Source organism: Acidovorax sp. sic0104, assembly GCF_019219095.1.
Lineage (GTDB): Bacteria > Pseudomonadota > Gammaproteobacteria > Burkholderiales > Burkholderiaceae_C > Acidovorax.
In genome coordinates this window covers 139,581-158,684 of sequence record NZ_JAHUWH010000005.1, presented here as the reverse complement: position 1 = coordinate 158,684, position 19,104 = coordinate 139,581, and the positions used below count along the sequence as shown (strand labels likewise).

Sequence of the window (19,104 nt, the reverse complement as noted above, 5' to 3'; positions counted from 1 at the left end):
CGTTCGCGGCCACGCACTTGCCCCCTGGCGCTGCCATGGATGGCGCCGTGTCGGCCTGGTGGGTCGGGCCAGTGCCCGCACCCCATGCGATCCCCCGAAAAGATCTTGAACGGGTTCTCAGCAGTCGCGCAGTGTGCTGCCGAGCGCTGCGGGGCTGGCGGGACCCGCGCCCGCAGGCTCGGCGCAGGCCAGCAGCCACCGCAGGAAGCATTGCAGCGCATGTAGCTGGGTGCGGCCTTCCGGATAGCAGAACCAATAGCCCATGTCGCTCTGGTAACCGCCGCGCAGAGGCTGTTCGGCCAGGGGCTCGCGCACCAGCCCGGCGGTGATCTCGTCCTGCACCAGGCAACGCGGCACCAGCGCCAGCCCCATGCCGGCCATTACCGCGCGGATCATGGTCTGGAACTGGTCGAACTGCGGCCCGGCCAGCGGGTCGACCAGACCCTGTACCCCGTGCGTTTCACTCCAGCGCAGCCAGGCGTCGGGCACCGTCACGTGACGTAGCAGCGTGTGTCGTGCAAGGTCTCTGGGGCTGTGCAACGCCCAGTCGGCCACGCGGGTGCGCGGGGCGATCAGCGCCACGTCGTTGCCGGTGAGGTAGTGCGCATGCGCACCGGGCCAATGGCCTTCGCCGAAGAGGATGGAGCAATCGAGCTCGGGCCGCTCGAAGTCGTAGCTGTGCACGTAGGGCACGAAGTGCAGCGTGACCTGCGGGTGTTGCTGCTGGAACTGCGGCAGGCGCGGAATGAGCCACTTGGCCCCGAAGGTGGGCAGGCTGGACAGATGCAACGCTCCGCCGCCGTCATCGCTGGTGATCAGTTCCAGCGTGGCGGCTTCGAGCTGGGCCAGCACGGAGCGCACCGCCTTCTCATAGCGCTCGCCTGCCGGGGTCAGCGCCAGGCGTTTGCGGCTGCGCTCGAACAGCATCACGCCCACCCAGCCCTCCAGTTCCTTGACCTGCTTGCTCACGGCGCTCTGCGTGAGGTGCAGGGCGTCGGCGGCGCGCGAGACGCTGCCAAACCTCGCCACCGTGGAGAAAGCCCGCAAGAGGTGCAGAGGGGGCGCGAGGCGCCGCAAGCTGGACATTACCCATCTCCTTTCATTCCTTAATGGAATGTTATCAGGCCAATCTTTTGTTTGTCCATGGCGGTTTCGCGGCGTACGCTCAGGCAGTCTATCAATGGAGAAGCCCCATGCAACGCCGTCACGTGCTTTCTGTTCTGGCTGCAACAACTTTCGCATCCGGAATGATCTCTGCCCAGGAGTCCAAGCCTTTGCGCATCATCGTGCCGTTCCCGCCCGGCGGCGCCACCGACATCACGGCGCGCAGCCTGCAGGAGCCGCTGGCCCGCATCCTCAAGCAGCCCGTAGTGCTGGAAAACCGGGGCGGAGCGGGTGGCTCGATCGGCATGGCCGAGGTCGCACGCGCGCCGGCCGACGGGCTGGTCCTGGGAGTGGCCACGCTGTCCACGCATGGTGTGAATCCCGCCGTGTACAGCAAACTTCCGTACGATCCCCTCAAGGACTTCGTCGGCGTGACCGAGATCGTCCGCGCGCCTGGCGTGATCGTCGTCAACCCGGCAGTGCTGCCGGTCAAGGACCTCGCGGAGCTCGTGAAATACCTCAAGGCCAACCCGGGCAAGGTTTCGTACGCCACCCCTGGCAACGGCACCATAGGCCACATGTGGGGCGAACTGTTCAAGCGCAGCTCAGGCACCTCCATGGTCCACATCGCCTACCGAGGCGCGGGACCGGCCATCAACGACGTCCTGGCGGGGCAGGTGGGCGTGTACTTTGATCAGGTGGCCTCGTCGCTGCCGCACATCAAGGCCGGCAAGCTCAAGGCGCTGGCGGTTTCCTGGCCTGTGCGGCTGGACGTCCTGCCCGATGTTCCCACGTATGCCGCCTTGGGCTACAAGCAGGCCAATGAGCCTTCCTGGTTCGGCCTGGTGGCCCCGGCGGGCACACCGGCAGCGGCGGTGGACCGCATTCAGCAAGCCGTGGCGCAGGCGCTGAAGGAGCCTCCCGTGCGCGACCGTTTGGCAGGGCAGGGCCTTTATCCTTCGGGGACGACCTCCCGGGAATTCACCGCACAAATCGCCCATGAGATCGACAAAATGAAGGGTGTTGCGGCCTACGCCAAGGTAGCGCTGGACTGAGAGGCGGCCGCGCCCTGCGAACTCAGCCGCGATCCTTTCTTGCCCGATGCGCACACCTTGGCGCCCCGAATAACCCCAGCCCCAGCCCGGTCGGGCTGGGCGTGCAGTCTCCCCTTGCGCACACTCTGCCTATGCATTCAGCCTTGAAACTGATCCAGACCCGATTTCTTCATTCCCAACCGGGCGCCAGTGGCCAGTCCAGCCCGGCCAGGGGCGTCGCCGCGCCCATGGTGACGGCCGTGCCCGGCACCACGCCACTGGTGCTCGACTCGCCGCACAGCGGCACGCAGTACCCGGCCGATTTCGGCTCGGCGTGCGATCTGCCCACCCTGCGACGTGCCGAAGACACGCACGTCGAGAAGATCTACGCCTTCGCCCCCGCGATGGGCGCGGCCTGGGTCGAGGCCCACTTCCCCCGCATCTACCTCGATGCCAACCGCGACACCACCGAGCTTGACACCTCCCTGCTCGATGGAGAGTGGTCCGACCCCGTCTCCACCGACCCCAAGGTGCTCAGCAAGGTGCGCCTGGGCAAGGGCCTGGTCTGGAAGTTCACCGACGAAGGCGAGCCCATCTACAACCGCCTGCTCACCGTGGCCGAAGTGCGCGCGCGCATCGACCGCTGCTGGCGCCCTTACCACCAGGCCGTGGCCCGGGCCATCGACGCCGCCCACGCGCGGCATGGCTACAGCATCCACCTCAACTGCCACTCGATGCCTGCTGTAGCCGGCCGCTTCGCCACCGAATTTCCGGGGCTCGAACATGCCGACTTCGTGGTGGGCGACCGCGACGGCACCACCGCCAGCCCCGCGCTGTCGGCACTGATCTGCGAGCACCTGCGCGCCTGCGGCTACAGCGTGGAATACAACCACCCCTACAAGGGCGTCGAACTGGTGCGCCGCTACGGCAACCCCGCGCAGCACCGCCACAGCATCCAGGTCGAGATCAACCGCAAGCTCTATATGGATGAGAAGACGCTCGCGCAGAACCCCGAAGGCATGGCCCGGCTGCAGGCCGACCTCAAAGCCCTGGTGGAAAAGCTGCTGGCGCACGACCCGCGCTGAGCGGCTCGCTGGCCCCGCAGCCGCCGGGGCCGGCGCGATGGTGCTCAAGACCTCCTCGGTGCGGTGCTGCCCGCCTAGAATCGGCAGCAGGCGCGGCGCCAGACCGCGCACCCACCAGGAGACCCCCGCATGCGCATCCTCATTGCCGAAGACGACCAGGTGCTGGCCGATGGCCTGCTGCGCACTCTGCGGGCATCCGGTGCCGTGGTGGACCATGTGGCCAGCGGCACCGAGGCTGACGCCGCGCTGCTCACCAACAACGAGTTCGACCTGCTCATCCTGGACCTGGGCCTGCCCAAGCTGCATGGCCTGGAAGTGCTCAAGAAGCTGCGCAGCCGGGGCTCGGCGCTGCCGGTGCTCATCCTCACCGCGGCCGACAGCGTGGAAGAGCGCGTCAAGGGCCTGGACTTCGGGGCCGACGACTACATGGCCAAGCCCTTCTCGCTGCAGGAGCTCGAAGCCCGCGTGCGGGCCCTCACGCGACGGGGCATGGGCGGCACCAGCAGCGCCATCAAGCACGGCCCCCTGGTGTACGACCAGGCCGGCCGCGTGGCCACCATCGACGGCAAGATGATCGAGCTGTCGGCGCGCGAGCTGGGCCTGCTGGAAGTGCTGCTGCAGCGCGCCGGCCGGCTGGTGAGCAAGGAACAACTGGTGGAGCGCCTGTGCGAATGGGGCGAAGAGGTCAGCAACAACGCCATCGAGGTCTACATCCACCGCCTGCGCAAGAAGATCGAAGGCGGGCCCATCCGCATCGCGACCGTGCGCGGCCTGGGGTACTGCCTCGAGAAAATCCCGGGGTAGGAAACCCCTTGAGTCGCTGCGCGCCTTCCCCCGCAGGGGACGCACCCGGTGGTCTGGCGGAGCCAGTTCCACGGGTGCACTGGCCTTGAGCACGCCAGTTTCGGCGGCAGCGGTGCCAGGTGATGTCTGAGTTATTTGCAATAAAAATGATAGCTGCTGGCGCTTGATGGATAAGCGGTAGCGGCCCAAAAACCTTGAAAATCTTCCAGCGAGAGCAGCGCTCCCTCTTCGGCGAGATCCTTGACTGGATGCTCACGCCGCTGCTGCTGCTGTGGCCCGTGAGCCTGGCGCTCACCTGGCTGGTGGCCCAGGGCCTGGCCAACAAGCCGTTCGACCGCGCGCTCGAATACAACGCCCATGCGCTGGCGCAGCTGGTGTCGGTGTCCGGCGGCAAGGTGCAGTTCAACCTGCCCCAGCCCGCCAGCGAGATCCTGCGGGCCGACGACTCCGACATCGTCTACTACCAGGTCATCGCGCCCGGCGGCGAATTCCTGTCGGGCGAGCGCGAGCTGCCCGAGCCGGCCAGCGACGAAGTGCCCCAGTCCGGCGAGGTGCGCCTGCGCGACGCCGAGATGCGCGGCATCGAGATCCGCGTGGCCTACATCTGGGTGCGCCTGCCGCTCGAAGGCACGCCCATGGCCCTGGTGCAGGTGGCCGAGACGCGCGAGAAGCGCAGCGTGCTGGCCACCGAAATCATCAAGGGCGTGATGCTGCCGCAGTTCGTCATCCTGCCGCTGGCGGTGCTGCTGGTGTGGCTCGCGCTGGCGCGCGGCATCCAGCCGCTGAACCAGCTGGAGCAGCGCATCCGTGCGCGCAACCCTGACGATTTGTCGCCGCTGGACGACCGCACCGTGCCGCTCGAAGTCGCGCCGCTGGTCTCGTCGGTGAACGACCTGCTGCAGCGCCTGAACGATTCGCTGGCGACGCAAAAGCGCTTTCTGGCCGATGCCGCGCACCAGCTCAAGACCCCGCTGGCAGGCCTGCGCATGCAGGCCGACCTGGCCCAGCGCGAGGGCACCAGCACCGAAGAGCTCAAGCGCTCGCTGCAGCAGATCGGGCGCTCCAGCATCCGCGCCACGCACACCGTCAACCAGTTGCTGGCCCTGGCGCGTGCCGAGGGCAGCGGCGTGGGCATTGCGCGCCAGCCCTGCGACCTGGCGCGGCTGGTGATCGAGGTGGTGCGCGACTCGGTGCCGCGCGCGCTCGACAAGCACATCGACCTGGGCTACGACGGCGCCGAGCCCGGCTCGCCCGGCGTCCTGCTGGACGGCAACCCCACGCTCCTCAAGGAGCTGGTGCGCAACCTGCTCGACAACGCCATCAACTACACGCCCTCCACACCGGCCAGGCCCGGCGTGGTCACGGCCCGCGTGCTGGCCGACACCTTCGGCCACGTGCTGCTGCTGCAGGTGGAGGACTCGGGCCCCGGCGTGCCCGAGGCCGAGCGCGAGCTGGTGTTCCAGCCGTTCTACCGGGCCCTGGGCAGCGAGGCCGACGGATCGGGCCTGGGCCTGCCCATCGTGCTGGAGATCGCGCGCAAGCACGGTGCCGAGGTCACGCTCGAAGATGCGCGCCCCGGCCACCAGCCGCCCGGCGCGCGCTTCAGCGTGCGGTTTGCGGCGCGGGATGTCGCGGCGGGGGGCTGAGCGCCGGACTTCACGGCAGCCATCAACGCCCGTCTTGCAGCGTCTCTCGGTGCCCTCTGTGCCCAGCTGAGCCTGCTCCCCCACAACGCCCCCTCATCGCTGGGCCGGGTGACCCCGGTCCGCCTGCCCGGAGAGTTTGCCGCGCAGCGCATCACCCTGGGCTCATCAGCCCCCACGCGCCTGTCGTTCGCGCAGCAGCGGCTGCCCGCCGCAAGGGGGATTTCGGGACCTGGCGCCCAACCAGTCAGCGTCAATAGCTATCTTTTCAATAGCAATCGGTCATCCGCAGTTGCGCAGCGTCTTGCCCGCCATGGCCGTGCGCAGCACCTCCAGCTGCGGGCGCAGAGCGTCGGTCACTGCGGGCAGGCGCAGGGTAAAGCCCGCCGTGTCGGGCCGCTCCTGGATCACGCGGGCCGTGCGCACGCCTTTGGTGGCCAGGTTGGCCAGCTCGCGCTCGGCGGCGTCCTTGGAGGCAAAACGGCCCAGCGACAAGCCGAACTCCAGCGTGCCGCCGGCGCGGTCGTGGTCCACCTTGCGGGCGCGCAGCTCCGCGCGCTTGCGGTCCAGCGCTTCCTGGTCTTCGAAGCGGCCCATGTAGACCATCCAGCGGCCGGGCACGGGTGTCGGGTCCAGCACCCAGCTGCCCTGCGGCAGGGGGGCCGCAGCCGTGCGCAGCGCCTCGGCCTGGCGGTCGTCGAACACGCCGGCCTGCAGGCATTCGGCGGATTCGGAGGGCGGGGTGGGCAGGGCGGAGGTGGCATCGGCCGATGCGGTGGCCGTGCCCGAGGGAGAAGCCGGGGAGCCCGGCGAAGATGAAGAAGTGCCCGAAGACGAGGGCGGCGGGGAAGTCTTGCCCGGGTTCACGCGCAGGATCTGCAGCGTCTCGGGGCGGATCTGCTGGTCCATGCGCTGGGGTTCCGCCTGCTCCTGCGGGGCCAGTCCCCAGCTCTTGAGGAGCCCCTGCGACCACGCGTAATAGCCCGCATTGGCCAGCAGCAGCACGATCACGGCAAGTCGCAGCATGGGGTCCTTTCAGTCATGGTGCCCGACCAGCGCAAGTCCAATGCGCCTGCCCTCAAAACTGGCGCTACATCCGCCAGCGCCACCGTGGAACTGGCTCTGCCAGGCCACGGGTGGCGTCCCCCTTTGGGGGATGACGCGAAGCGGCTCAGGGGGAGTCTCATGCCACCGGCCGCACGCTGATCTCGGAACTGGTGACCGCCTGCATGCCACCGGCCGTGTGCACCAGCAGCGCGCCGTCCTCGCCCACGCCATGGGCCGTGCCCGCCGTGCCGTCGCTCAGCGTCACCGCGCGGCCCTGCAGCACGTCGCGCGCCGCAAAGCGGGGCTGCATGGGACCGAAGCCGTAGCCTTCGAACGAGCGCAGCAGGCTCACCAGCGGCGGCATGATGCGCAGCAGTGCGGTGGGTGCATCCAGGCCCGGCTCAACGTCCTGCAGGCTGCCGGGGGGCATGCTCATGCCATCGCCGCTGCGCGGCAGCACGTTGATGCCGACGCCCACCACCACATAGCGAGCGGTACTGGCCGAAGGGGCGCAGGCCGTGCCATCCTGCGGGGCGACAAAGCTGGCCGTCTCGACCAGGATGCCGCCCAGCTTGCGGTCGCCGCCGGCGCCACCCAGCCACAAGTCGTTGGGCCACTTCAGGCCCACGCGGGCCGGCTGGCCCGCCTGCGCAGGCGGCAGCACGGGCTGCAGGCTTTCGGCCACGCTCACGCCAACAGCCAGAGACAAACCCGACCAGTCGGCAGGCGCCAATGGCAGGCCCAGGGACATCATCAGCGACGATCCGACATCGCTTTGCCATGCCCTCCCCATGCGACCACGGCCGGCGGTCTGCTGCTCGGCCACCAGCAGCGTGGGATCGCACAGGCCGGAGCGCGCACGGCGCATGAGCTCCGTGTTGGTCGAATCGATGCTGGGCAGCACCTCGACCGTAAAACCGGGTAACAGCGGTGACACCGCTTCCCACACGGCCTCGGCGGGCCAGCGGATGGGGGCGATCACAGGCGGTGGCCCTTGGCGGGCTTTGCGGTTTTTGCGGCTTTCACGGGCTTGGGGGCCTCTGCAGTTTTCGTGGCCCTTTTGGCCGATTTCGCAGCCTTCGCTGGGCTGGGCGGCACAGGCGGCGCCCAGCCGCGCTTGGGCGCCAGCAGCGTGCCGCGGCAGTTGGCGCTGCCGCACCAGCAGGGGTACTCGGCCTTGAGCTTCGGGGTGTAGCGCTCTTCGATGATCAGGCCGTAGTCGTAATTGAGCTCTTCGCCTGCCTTGATATTGCGCAGCGCCGTGATGAAAATGCGGCCGTCCCGTTCGTCTGCGTAGCAGTTGGGGTTGCAGCTGTGGTTGATCCAGCGCGACGAATTGCCGCCGAACTTTGCGTCGATCACGCGGTCTTCATCCACATGGAAGTAGAAGGTGTGGTTCGGTTGCAGGGGGTCGTGCGGGTGGCGGTCCTGCGCCTCCTGCCAGGTGATGACCTCGCCGGTGTACTCCACCAGCACTTCGCCTTCGGCGATGTCCTGCACGGCGAACACGCCGTTGCCATGGACGCCCGAGCGCCGGGTCTGGATGCGGCGGCCCGGTGCAACAACAGGGGCGGCGGGCGGTGCGAAGCGGGGCATGGCAAAAACTCTGTTAACTTGATGGTGCACACACATGTGTGCGTGCGCGTGCGTGTATGCGTACGTACATGCGCGCGAAACCCGAATTGTAGAAGCGCCCGGGCCGGACCCGGGCGCCAGGCCCCAGAACATAGAACGAACGACGACAGGCAAGAGCCCCCCCAAAAATGACCAAGACCCTGGTAATTGCAGAGAAACCCTCCGTGGCGCAGGACATCGTGCGCGCGCTCACACCCGTGGCTGGCAAGTTCGACAAGCACGAAGACCATTTCGAGAACGACCGCTATGTGGTCACCAGCGCCGTAGGCCACCTGGTGGAGATCCAGGCGCCCGAGCAGTTCGACGTCAAGCGCGGCAAGTGGAGCTTTGCCCACCTGCCCGTGATCCCGCCGTACTTTGACTTGAAGCCCGTGGACAAGACCAAGACGCGCCTGAACGCCGTGGTCAAGCAGGCCAAGCGCAAGGACGTCACGCAACTCATCAATGCATGCGACGCGGGCCGCGAGGGCGAGCTGATCTTCCGGCTGATCGAGCAGTACGCCGGCGGCGCCAAGCCCCTGGGCAAGCCCGTCAAGCGCCTGTGGCTGCAGTCCATGACGCCCCAGGCCATCCGCGACGGCTTCGACGCCCTGCGCACCGAGCAGCAGATGGCGGGCCTGGCCAGCGCCGCGCGCAGCCGTTCCGAGGCCGACTGGCTGGTGGGCATCAACGGCACCCGCGCCATGACGGCGTTCAACTCGCGCGACGGCGGCTTCTTCCTGACCACCGTGGGCCGGGTGCAGACGCCCACGCTGTCGCTGGTGGTGGAGCGCGAAGAAAAGATCCGCAAGTTCGTGAGCCGCGACTACTGGGAAATCCACGCCACCTTCGGTGCCGAAGCGGGCGAGTACCCCGCCAAGTGGTTCGACCCCAAGTGGAAGAAGGGCGAGGATGTGGAAATGCGCGCGGACCGCGTCTGGTCTGTCGCCGAAGCCCAGGCCATCGCCAACGCCGTGCGCGGCAAGCAGGCCACGGTCACCGAGGAAAGCAAGCCCACCACGCAGGCGTCGCCCCTCCTGTTCGACCTGACCAGCCTGCAGCGCGAGGCCAACGGAAAGTTCGGCTTCTCGGCCAAGACCACGCTGGCCCTGGCGCAGAGCCTGTACGAGCGCCACAAGGCCCTGACCTACCCGCGTACCGACTCGCGCGCGCTGCCCGAGGACTATCTGCCGGTGGCCAAGCAGACCTTCGAGATGCTGGCCGACAGCGGCATGCGGCACCTCGCGCCGCACGCGCTCACCGCGCTGAACAACAACTACGTGCGCCCATCCAAGCGCATCTTCGACAACAGCAAGGTGAGCGATCACTTTGCCATCATCCCCACGCTGCAGGCGCCCAGCGGCCTCTCCGAAGCCGAGCAGAAGCTGTACGACCTGGTCGTGCGCCGCTTCATGGCCGTGTTCTTCCCCAGCGCTGAATACACCGTCACCACCCGCATTTCGGCCGTGGCGCCCCACAGCTTCAAGACCGAAGGCAAGGTGCTGGTCAAGCCCGGCTGGCTGGCCATCTACGGCAAGGAAGCTGCCGACGAGGTGGAAGGCGGCAAGGATGGCGACAAGGGCCAGAACCTGGTGCCGGTAAAGCCCGGCGAAAGCGTCAACACCCTGCAGGTCGACCCCAAGGGCCTCAAGACCAAGCCCCCCGCACGCTACTCCGAAGCCACGCTGCTGGGCGCGATGGAAAGCGCCGGCAAGCAGATCGACGACGAGGAACTGCGCTCTGCCATGCAGGAAAAAGGCCTGGGCACGCCGGCCACCCGCGCGGCCATCATCGAAGGCCTGCTGACTGAAAAGTACATGCTGCGCGAAGGCCGCGAGATCATCCCCACGGCCAAGGCCTTCCAGCTCATGACGCTGCTGCGCGGGCTGGAGGTCGAGGAGCTGTGCCGCGCCGACCTGACCGGCGAGTGGGAGTACAAGCTCTCGCAGATGGAAAAGGGCCAGCTCAGCCGCGAAGCCTTCATGGCCGAGATCGCCGCGATGACCGAGCGCATGGTCAAGAAGGCCAAGGAGTACGACCGCGACACCATCCCCGGCGACTACGCCACGCTCGAATCACCCTGCCCCAACTGCGGCGGCGTGGTGAAGGAAAACTATCGCCGTTTCGCCTGCGTGGGCAAGCCGGGTGCGGAAGGCTGCGGCTTCAGCTTCGGCAAGTCGCCGGCGGGCCGCACTTTCGAGACGGCCGAGGCCAACGCCCTGCTGCGCGACAAGAAGATCGGCCCGCTGGAGGGTTTCCGTTCCAAGGCGGGCTGGCCCTTCACGTCCGAGATCGTCATCAAGTACGACGATGAGGCGCACAACTACAAGCTCGAATTCGACTTTGGCGACGACAGGAAGGGCGAGGAGTCCGGCGAGATCGTGGAGTTTGAAGACGCGTCGCTCGGCGCCTGCCCCATCTGCGGGTCGGAAGTGCACGAGCACGGCAGCAACTATGTGTGCAGCAAGGCGGTTCCCACTGCGGCGCAGCCCACACCGAGCTGCAGCTTCAAGAGCGGCAAGATCATCCTGCAGCAGCCGGTGGAGCGCGAGCAGATGACCAAGCTGCTCGAGACCGGCAAGACCGACCTGCTCGACAAGTTCGTGAGCATGCGCACCCGCCGCAACTTCAAGGCCCACCTGGCCTGGGACAAGGACGCGGGCAAGGTCAACTTCGAGTTCGCTCCGAGCAAATTCCCGCCACGCCCGGGCGCTGCTGCAAAAACAGTAGCAGCAAAGGCAAGCAAGACGGGCGCCGTGGCCAAAAAAGCCCCTGCAAAGAAGGCCGCCGCCAAAACCACTGCCGCCAAAACCGCGCGCAAGGCCGCCGCCGGCAAGGCGCCCAGCGCTGCCCTGGCCGCCGTGATTGGCAACGAACCCGTGGCCCGCCCCGAGGCCGTGAAGAAGCTGTGGGAGTACATCAAGGCCCACAACCTGCAGGACCCGAAGGACAAGCGCACCATCGTTGCCGACGACAAGCTGCGTGCGGTGTTCGGCAAGGCCAGCGCGGGCATGTTCGAACTGGCGGGCATCCTGGGCAACCACCTGGGGGGTGACGAGTGAAAAAGCCTCACGCCACACTTGTGCCATCGCGTGCCCGGAGCCTGTGGCGCACCGCGCTGGCGGCCCTGGCTGTCGTCGGTGCGCTCGGTGGCTGCAGCAGCACATCGGGCTCCGCGCGCTCCAGCGACCCCGCCAGCCAGCAGCCCCGGCAGGGCGCCAGCGGGGTCACCGTGTTCGGCGACATCGATGTGAACGTGACGCGGGAGCGCACGCGCTGAGATGCTGGCTTGATCGGGTCGCCAGTGAACGGGGGATGTGATGGGCGAAGCGGCAGCACTGTCCTTGCAGATCGCGACCACCTTCCACCATCGCATTCACACGGTCACGGTGCGCATGGATTCGGTGGGCTGGGTGGTGTCGGGCACCAAACACCTCGTCACACCGGGCGGCGGGCACCGTTACCCCAGCGGGCGGGTGTTTGTGCTGCCGCGTGGCGCGCAGTGGGAGATCGTCAATGACCCGGCCCCGCAGGGCCGTTACGTGGCGCGGCTCCTGTGTTTTGCGCCCGAGCTGGTGGAGCAGTTCCACCGCCAGTTCGGCCAGTTTGCAGCCGTGCCCGCAGTGCAAGGCTGTGCGGGCCTGGCAGCCGATGCGGCGTTTGAAGACAGCTACATGCGTGCCGTGGCCGCGCTGGAGAGCGAGGCCAGCTCGCAGGCGCTGCGCGAGCACCGCGCACTCGAAGTGCTGCTGTTGCTGGCCGAGGTGGGCATCGTCTTCGCCCCGCCGGGCGAGCTGGGCTGGGCCGAGCGTGTGCGCCGCCTCATCGGCCCCAGCCCCCAGGCCGACTGGACGCTGGAGCGCATCGCCGCCGCCTTTGCCACCAGCCCCAGCACCTTGCAGCGCCGCCTGGCGCAAGAGGGCGAAACCGTGAGCCAGTGCCTGCGCGATGTGCGGCTGGAGACGGGCCTGGTGCTGCTGCAAAGTTCTGCGCTGCAGGTGTCCGAGATTGCAGCCCGCTGTGGGTACGAATCGCACAGCCGCTTCAGCGCCGCCTTCCGCGAACGGTTTGGATTTCCGCCTTCGCAACTTCGGCCCTGATGCGGGGGCCGGTGCCGGTCGCCATTCAAAAAGGCCAATCCGTCCATTGAGTGCATTCGATGCGCAGCACAGGGCTTCGACAGGCTCAGCCCGAACGGTGTTGGTGCGTTGAACGCGCATCGCCTCTGACGCGCCGCGCACAGCCTTTGACGCCGCCGGGCCAGTGCCATGGCCTGCCGCGCCGCACCATCAAGGCCTTGTGTCACCCCGCTATCGCAAGGAGCTTTCGGATGTCTTTTCCTCTGTCGCGCCCCCTCCGCGCCCTGTCCGTCGTCGCCACCCTGGGCCTGGCACTGGCGGCCCAGTCCCAGGCCCAGGCCTTCACCCTCACCAGCCCCGACTTTGCCGAAGGCAGCACCTTGCCCCAGCGTTTTGAATTCAAAGGCTTTGGCTGTGCGGGCGACAACCAGTCGCCCGCCCTGCGCTGGATCGGCGCACCCGCGGGCACGCAGAGCTTTGCCGTCACCATGTACGACCCCGACGCGCCCACGGGTTCGGGCTGGTGGCATTGGTCGGTGGTCAACATCCCCGCCAGCGTGACCGAGCTGCGGCCCGACGCGGGCGCTGCGGGCGGCGCCAAGCTGCCCGCAGGTGCGAGCCATGTGCGCATCGACTACGGCGTTGCCGCCTGGGGCGGCGCCTGCCCGCCCGAGGGCGATGTGCCACACCGCTACATCTTCACCGTGCATGCACTCAAGGTGCCGCGCCTGGATCTGCCGGCCGACGCCACCGCCGCGCTGGCTGGGTACATGATCAACGCCAACAGCCTGGGCAAGGCCACGCTCACGGCACGCTACGGGCGCCCTGCGGCCAAAGGCAAGCAGCCGTGACCGTGTGGGGTGGGGCGCTGTGATGTTTTAAGCTTGGTGGTCATCCACCACACCAAAGGCCCACCCCATGCGCAGCACCCGCGAACGAGCCCTCTGGTCCCTTCTGGCCGCACTGCTGCTGGCCGCCGCAGTGGCGGCCTGGTGGACGTCTGACCGGTGGTGGCCCCAGGCCGGGCCCTGGACCGAACAGGCCTGGCAGAAAATCACCCGTCCCGTGCCAGAGTCCCTGCCACCCGGCAGCCGCCCTGCTGCCACCCAGGCCCGCCCCGCGCAGGCGGGTGCGTCCCAGCCCCTGGCTCCGCAGCCCCGCAAATGTGTGCGGGATGGCCGCGCCACCTACACCGACCAGCCCTGCCCCAAGGGCAGCCAGGAGCTGCCGGTGGACGGGGCCGTCACCTCGCTGCCGCCCGCGAAGTAGGCGGGCTGGCGGCCAGGCCGTCGTCGTGAGAGCCCGTGGTGGGCATGTCGCTTTTTTCCTAGCCCGCAAGGCGGCTGCGCGGATTCAATCGGTGCACCGATCCACTACCCCCGGCTCCTCACTCTTCTGGGGCCGCATGCACCGATGCACCACCACCAACACCTGCGCGTTTTTCTTCTTCTGCTGGCCGCGCTGGGCCTGGCCATTCCCTGGTACTTCAACATCCTGTACTTTCTGGCCGGCGGCAGCGTGATGCCCGATGTCTTCTGGCGCGATGCCTTTGCCAATCCGCTCACCACCGGCATCACCTGTGACGTATACCTGGCCGCCGTGGCGTTCTCGGCCTGGGTGGCGGCCGACCGCCGCCTGGGCGCGTGGCGCTGGGCCTGCATCGCGGCCTGCTTTGGCATCGGCCTTGCGTTCGTGATGCCGCTGTACCTGGCTCAGCGCTTGCGGATGGATGCAGGCCGCTACGCCGGTTGATCCGTGCGCGTTTGCGCTCCGACCTGCAGCGGCCAGTGCGCGCTGAGCGGGCTGCGGCTGCCCTGCACCAGGGCCTGCAGTGGCTGGCCTGTCAGCCTGCGCACATCCCGCGCCATGTGCGACTGGTCGTAGTAGCCCTGACCCAATGCCAGATCGACCACAGGATCATCGGGCGCCGTCAGGGCGCCGCCCAGCGTGCTGTTCAACCGTGCGATCACCTGGAACTGCTTGGGCGTCATGCCCCAGTGCGCCACGAAGCGCCGCTCGAACTGCCGCTGGCTCAATCCCAGACGCTGGCTCGGGCCTGGGTCGTTGCCCGTGGCGTTGCCCGGGTCGTTGCCCGTGGCGCTGCCGGTTGCCGCCTGCAGCAAGGCCAGCGCCTGTTGCCGCCGCGTTTCGCAGGGCGATGGCGGCGCAACCAACTGCCGGACGAAGGCGCACAGCACCTGCAGCCGCGCACCGTCATCCGTGGCCGCCTGCACCGCGTGTTCCACCTCGGCCCACCCGGGGCCCGCCAGTTCTTCCAGCGGCCGCAGCGTGTCCACCAGCCCGCGCGTGCCGGCAAACAGCGCCGCAGCAGCCTCGGGCTTGAGCACCAGCCCCACGGCCCGCACCGGACCGCTGTGCTCGTACACCGTGGCCGTGGTGCTGGCGCTCATCCAGGCCGCTGGCGGCACGGGCTCGCCCCGGCACGCAACCTGCCCGGCCAGCCGCACCACCAGCATGCTCGCTACCATGGCCGGGAAATGCGACCGCGCCAGCGCTGCCGGGGCATCGACCACCACGGCGGCGGTCAGCCAGGGCTGTAGATCGGAGGGAACGGGCACCACACGCTGCATGCCCGGATTCTGCACACCTCGGGGCAAGCCCCGTGGGCAATGCCCCGGCCATGAGCAGGTGCGCAAGCCACCCGCGCGACACGCGCATGCCGCAGGGCCGGACTATGCTGTGCGCTTCGCCACCTGGCCCACCGCACCCCTGTGCCACGCACCATGCAGCCCGCACCGACACGATCCTTGCCCCTTGCGGGCGCCACCAACTTCCGCGACATCGGCGGCTATGCAGGCCACGGCGGGCGCACGGTCAAGTGGCGGCATATCTTCCGCTCGGACCATCTGGCCGGGCTCACGCCGCAGGACCAGACGCTGCTGGCCCAGCTGGGCGTCACGCGCGCCGTCGACTTCCGCGGCCAGGCCGAAAGCGCCGCCCATGCCTACGCCCTGCCCGGCGTGGCCTACCACCCCCTGGTGATCGAGCCCACCGTGGTACAGCGCGCGCTGGAGCTGCAGCGCACCGGCCGCCAGCTCACCGCACAAGACGCCGTCGGGCTCATGCAGGACACCTACCGGGGCTTCGTGCACGACAACGCTCCGCGCTTCGCCGCGCTTTTCCAATTGCTGCTCGAAGGCAGCCAGCCTTCGCCCCTGGTCTTTCACTGCACCGCAGGCAAGGACCGCACCGGCTTTGCCGCCGCCCTGATCCTGCTGGCCCTGGGCGTGCCGCGCGACGTGGTCATGCAGGACTACCTGCTCACCAACACCCTGTACCGCCGCCCCGAAGGCATGGGCAGCCATGCGCCGGAGGAAGTGCTGTCCGTACTGTGGCGCGTGCAGGAAGAATTTCTGGATGCCGCGCTGCACATGGTGGACAACGACTTCGGGGGCGTGCAGACGTATCTGGTGGATGTGATGGGGGTGGATGCGACGGCGCAGAGGGAGCTGGCGGGGCGGTATCTGCAGGAGGGGGTTTAGGCAGTCTGCATCAGCCCTCCCCGAAGGCCCATCCGCAGCGTTGCCAACGCATCACTGGGGCTGTACCCCAGCTTCGTTTGGCGCCTGGCGCCGGCAATAGGCGTGCTTTTCGTCGCATTCGTGGGCGCTGCACGGAGGCTGGCCATCAAGCCTGCGCAGTGAGAGTGCGTGCCTCTCGAATCGCGCCGCCCTGCCAAGTGCCCGCTATGCTCCCCCACCAACGCAAAACGACCCACACACAAGGCACCTGCCATGCACGACATCATCTGCCCCCACTGCAACAAGGCGTTCAAGGTCGACGAGACCGGGTATGCCGACATCCTCAAGCAGGTGCGCGACGCGGATTTCAGCGCGCAGCTGCACGAGCGGCTGGAGCTGGCCGAACAGGACAAGCGCAATGCGGTAGCGCTGGCACAGGCGCAAGTGGCCCATGAACTGCAGAAGTCGGCGGCCGCCAAGGACACCGAGATTCAAGCCCTGCAGGCCCAGCTCGGCGCGGGCGCGGTAGAGCGCGATCTGGCGGTGGCACAGGCCTTGAGCGTGGTGGAAAAGCAGCGCGACGCCATCGCCAGTGAGCTGGAGCAGGTGCGGCTGGTGCACCAGGCGGCGCACCAGATGGCCGAGGCGCGCCTCGCGCAGGCGCTGCAGGGCGCGGCGGCCAGCAAGGAGGCGGAGGTTCAGGCGCTGCAGGCCCAGCTGGATTCCGCCGAGGTCGCGCGCAAGCTCGCCGTGTCGGAGGCTCTGGGCTCCGTGAATCAGGAGCGCGATGCGCTGGCGAGTCAGCTGGAGCGTGCGCAACAGGCGCTGCAGGCGGCGCAACAGCTGGCACAAGCGCGGCTGGAGCAGGAACTGCAGGGCGTGGCCGCCCAAAAGGATGCGCAGATCCAGCAGCTGAAATCGCAGCTGGAGGCGGCCGAGGTGGCTCGCCGGCTGGCGGTGACCGAGGCGGTCACGGTGGTGGCGCGAGAGCGCGACGAGATCAGGAACGACCTGAACCTGGTGGTGGTGAAAAAGCAGCTGGAGGAGAACGCCATCAAGGAGCAATACGCCCTGCAGTTGCGCGACCGCGACGGCGAGATCGCGCGGCTGCGGGACATGAAGGCGCGGCTGTCGACCAAGATGGTGGGCGAGACGCTGGAGCAGCACTGCGAGACGGAGTTCAACCGCATCCGCGCCACGGCGTTTCCCCGCGCGTATTTCGAGAAGGACAACGACGCGCGCAGCGGCAGCAAGGGCGACTACATCTTTCGCGATGCGGACGAGGCGGGCAACGAGATCGTCTCGATCATGTTCGAGATGAAGAACGAGAGCGACGAGACCGCCACCAAGAAGCGCAACGAAGACTTCTTGAAAGAGCTGGACAAGGACCGTGCCGAGAAAGGCTGCGAATACGCCGTGCTGGTGTCGCTGCTGGAGCCCGAGAGCGAGCTGTACAACACCGGCATCGTGGACATGTTCTACCGCTACCCCAAGATGTACGTGGTGCGGCCGCAGTTCTTCATCCCCATCATCACGCTGCTGCGCAACGCCGCGATGAAGTCGCTGCAGTACAAGTCGGAGCTGGCGCTGGTGAAGGCACAGAACCTGGACATCACCAGGTTCGAATCGCAGCTGGAGGAGTTCAAGGGCGCCTTCGGGCGCAACTGGCGCCTTGCGTCGGACGGGTTCGAGGAGGCCGTCAAGCGCATTGACGAGGCCATCAAGGACCTGGAGAAGACCAAGGAGGCGCTGCACAAGTCGGCCAACAATTTGCGCCTGGCCAACGACAAGGCCGAAGACCTCACGATCAAGAAGCTGACCCGCGGCAACCCGACGATGGCGGCCAAGTTCGCCGACCTCAAGCAGATGGAGATTCCCGGCGGGGAGTGATGCCCGGTGACGTTGTGGGCGAGCAGCGCGTGGGTCGGAGCGCGTCAAGCTGGACTGCGTCCAGCTCGCGAGGGGCTCCTGTATGTATAGCTTTCAGCGCTTGCTGCATAAGCGTTTGAGGCCAATCTGGCCTGAAATTTTTCACTCCCAGGCACCTGGTAGCGCCCGGCTGCCCTGGCCGTCACGACTCCCGGCGTGTGGCGAGACCAGGTCGGGCCGCGCCCAGTAACATCCACCCGCCTGCAACCCGCCCCGAAGGGGCTCCAAGGAGACAAATCTATGTTCAGCCACATCATGGTCGGCGTGACCGACCTCGAAAAATCTCGCCGGTTCTATGACGCATTGCTCGCAACCATCGGCGTGCCGCCGGGCGTTGCCAACAAGAACCGGTACTTCTACCGCAGCCCCACCGGCACCTTTGCCATCTCCACGCCCATCAACGGCGAACCGGCCTGCCATGGCAATGGCAGCACCGTCGGGTTCACCATGCAGTCGGCCGAGCAGGCCGATGCCTTCCATGCGGCCGGCGTGGCCCATGGCGGCACCACGTGCGAAGACCCGCCGGGCTACCGGGAAGGTCCGTCGGGCCGGTTGTACCTGGCGTATCTGCGCGACCCGGATGGCAACAAGATCTGCGCGCTGTACAGGGCGCCTAAAACGGCCTGATCTGCCAGCGTTGAGGGGGCTGGGCACGCAGTTGTTGCGTTCGTTAAAAGGATGCGATTTTCGTGCGTGCTCAAGGGCAGTTGGCCGCTACCATGCGCGCCTCTTTCCTTACCCCCGTGCCGTGGCCCGGCACACTTTTTTCATGTCCCGAGTTGTATGGGTGGCGCTGGTGCTGCTGGGCTGCTTTTATGCACACGCGCGCTTCGTCTTTGCCGAGCCGTATGTGATGGACTGGATCACGCAGCACAGCGCGCGCGCCATGCAGGGGGACGCTGCCGCGTGCGACGACTACACGGACGACGTGAAGGTGGCGTTGACCGCCAGGGGCCAGAGCGGCCGCTGGGAGGTCGAGGGCGGCAAGGCCGAGCTGTGCGGCTATCTCAAGCAGTCGTCCGCCGCGCTCACGGTGCTGCAGGCCCGCACGCAGACCGAGTTCGGCAACGTGCGCCTGCAATGGGGTGGGTTCCCTTGGACCACGGCACGCCTGCAGTACACGCAGCGCACATCGGTGCAGGCGCAAGGGCTGGCTGGCATGAATGTGGTGAGCGAAGACTCTCTGGTGCTGGCCCGCACACCCGCAGGCCTGCGCATCCGCGAGCTGCAATCGGAATCCTCGGGCGGCCTGTGACCCGGTGCGCCGCATGGCGGGGCTGCCT

At 67.7% G+C, this 19,104-nt stretch carries 19 protein-coding genes; 14 read left to right on the top strand and 5 right to left on the bottom strand.

All coding sequences use genetic code 11. The features are described from left to right. Nucleotides 1–117: 117 nt before the first annotated feature. Complete coding sequence (locus KW835_RS10480) at nt 118–1,086, bottom strand: LysR substrate-binding domain-containing protein (protein WP_218382314.1); 969 nt, start codon at nt 1,084–1,086, stop codon at nt 118–120. Nucleotides 1,087–1,193: 107 nt separating this feature from the next. Here KW835_RS10480 and KW835_RS10475 point away from each other — a divergent pair, with 107 nt between their 5' ends. The 4 genes from KW835_RS10475 (at nt 1,194) to KW835_RS10460 (ending at nt 5,673) form a co-directional block, all read left to right on the top strand. Further along, nucleotides 1,194–2,159, top strand: coding sequence for a tripartite tricarboxylate transporter substrate binding protein (locus tag KW835_RS10475; RefSeq protein WP_218382313.1), 966 nt, complete (start codon nt 1,194–1,196; stop codon nt 2,157–2,159). A gap of 131 nt (nt 2,160–2,290) precedes the next feature. Further along, entirely contained in the window at nt 2,291–3,223 is a 933-nt protein-coding gene (locus KW835_RS10470; protein ID WP_218382312.1) for an N-formylglutamate amidohydrolase, read from the top strand. Nucleotides 3,224–3,352: 129 nt separating this feature from the next. Continuing rightward, nucleotides 3,353–4,027 (top strand): response regulator transcription factor, encoded by a 675-nt coding sequence (locus KW835_RS10465; RefSeq protein ID WP_218382311.1) that lies wholly within the window; start codon nt 3,353–3,355, stop codon nt 4,025–4,027. 194 nt (nt 4,028–4,221) lie between these two features. After that, entirely contained in the window at nt 4,222–5,673 is a 1,452-nt protein-coding gene (locus KW835_RS10460; RefSeq protein WP_218382310.1) for a sensor histidine kinase, read from the top strand. 279 nt (nt 5,674–5,952) lie between these two features. Here the strand turns inward: KW835_RS10460 and KW835_RS10455 are convergent, their stop codons facing one another. The 3 genes from KW835_RS10455 to KW835_RS10445 form a co-directional block, all read right to left on the bottom strand. After that, nucleotides 5,953–6,696, bottom strand: a complete 744-nt coding sequence (locus KW835_RS10455) for an SPOR domain-containing protein (RefSeq protein ID WP_218382309.1) — start codon at nt 6,694–6,696, stop codon at nt 5,953–5,955. Nucleotides 6,697–6,853: 157 nt separating this feature from the next. Next, entirely contained in the window at nt 6,854–7,699 is an 846-nt protein-coding gene (locus KW835_RS10450; protein ID WP_218382308.1) for a biotin--[acetyl-CoA-carboxylase] ligase, read from the bottom strand. Beyond that, complete coding sequence (locus KW835_RS10445) at nt 7,696–8,313, bottom strand: SET domain-containing protein (protein ID WP_218382307.1); 618 nt, start codon at nt 8,311–8,313, stop codon at nt 7,696–7,698. Before KW835_RS10445 ends, KW835_RS10450 begins: the two co-directional genes overlap by 4 nt. Before the next feature lie 167 nt (nt 8,314–8,480). On the opposite strand from KW835_RS10445, the gene KW835_RS10440 reads away from it, so the two are divergent. From KW835_RS10440 to KW835_RS10415, 6 genes are all read left to right on the top strand, one after another. Next, nucleotides 8,481–11,393: a DNA topoisomerase III gene (locus tag KW835_RS10440; RefSeq protein WP_218382306.1), complete on the top strand. Its 2,913-nt coding sequence runs from the start codon at nt 8,481–8,483 to the stop codon at nt 11,391–11,393. Beyond that, nucleotides 11,390–11,611, top strand: coding sequence for a hypothetical protein (locus tag KW835_RS10435; RefSeq protein ID WP_218382305.1), 222 nt, complete (start codon nt 11,390–11,392; stop codon nt 11,609–11,611). Before KW835_RS10440 ends, KW835_RS10435 begins: the two co-directional genes overlap by 4 nt. Before the next feature lie 64 nt (nt 11,612–11,675). Then, nucleotides 11,676–12,431: a helix-turn-helix transcriptional regulator gene (locus KW835_RS10430; protein ID WP_255593448.1), complete on the top strand. Its 756-nt coding sequence runs from the start codon at nt 11,676–11,678 to the stop codon at nt 12,429–12,431. A gap of 230 nt (nt 12,432–12,661) precedes the next feature. Beyond that, nucleotides 12,662–13,261 carry a YbhB/YbcL family Raf kinase inhibitor-like protein gene (locus KW835_RS10425; RefSeq protein ID WP_218382303.1) on the top strand — a complete coding sequence of 200 codons (600 nt, stop codon included), beginning with the start codon at nt 12,662–12,664 and terminating at the stop codon, nt 13,259–13,261. A gap of 67 nt (nt 13,262–13,328) precedes the next feature. Continuing rightward, nucleotides 13,329–13,679, top strand: coding sequence for a DUF4124 domain-containing protein (locus KW835_RS10420; protein WP_218382302.1), 351 nt, complete (start codon nt 13,329–13,331; stop codon nt 13,677–13,679). 144 nt (nt 13,680–13,823) lie between these two features. After that, entirely contained in the window at nt 13,824–14,162 is a 339-nt protein-coding gene (locus tag KW835_RS10415) for a DUF2834 domain-containing protein (RefSeq protein ID WP_218382301.1), read from the top strand. On the opposite strand, the gene KW835_RS10410 is transcribed toward KW835_RS10415, so the two are convergent. Next, a complete protein-coding gene (locus KW835_RS10410) occupies nt 14,150–14,989 on the bottom strand; it encodes a helix-turn-helix domain-containing protein (RefSeq protein ID WP_339385530.1) in 840 nt (279 codons plus the stop codon). The two genes, KW835_RS10415 and KW835_RS10410, sit on opposite strands and share 13 nt — an antisense overlap. A gap of 165 nt (nt 14,990–15,154) precedes the next feature. Here KW835_RS10410 and KW835_RS10405 point away from each other — a divergent pair, with 165 nt between their 5' ends. The 4 genes from KW835_RS10405 to KW835_RS10390 all read left to right on the top strand — a co-directional run bounded on the left by KW835_RS10405 (nt 15,155) and on the right by KW835_RS10390 (nt 19,076). After that, on the top strand, nt 15,155–15,913 hold the full coding sequence (locus KW835_RS10405) for a tyrosine-protein phosphatase (RefSeq protein WP_218382299.1): 759 nt from the start codon (nt 15,155–15,157) through the stop codon (nt 15,911–15,913). Between the two features lie 252 nt (nt 15,914–16,165). Next, a complete protein-coding gene (locus tag KW835_RS10400) occupies nt 16,166–17,782 on the top strand; it encodes a DUF2130 domain-containing protein (protein ID WP_255593447.1) in 1,617 nt (538 codons plus the stop codon). Nucleotides 17,783–18,061: 279 nt separating this feature from the next. Next, on the top strand, nt 18,062–18,448 hold the full coding sequence (locus tag KW835_RS10395; RefSeq protein ID WP_218382298.1) for a VOC family protein: 387 nt from the start codon (nt 18,062–18,064) through the stop codon (nt 18,446–18,448). A 142-nt stretch (nt 18,449–18,590) separates the two neighbouring features. Beyond that, on the top strand, nt 18,591–19,076 hold the full coding sequence (locus KW835_RS10390) for a hypothetical protein (RefSeq protein ID WP_218382297.1): 486 nt from the start codon (nt 18,591–18,593) through the stop codon (nt 19,074–19,076). The last annotated feature ends 28 nt before the right edge of the window (nt 19,077–19,104 follow it).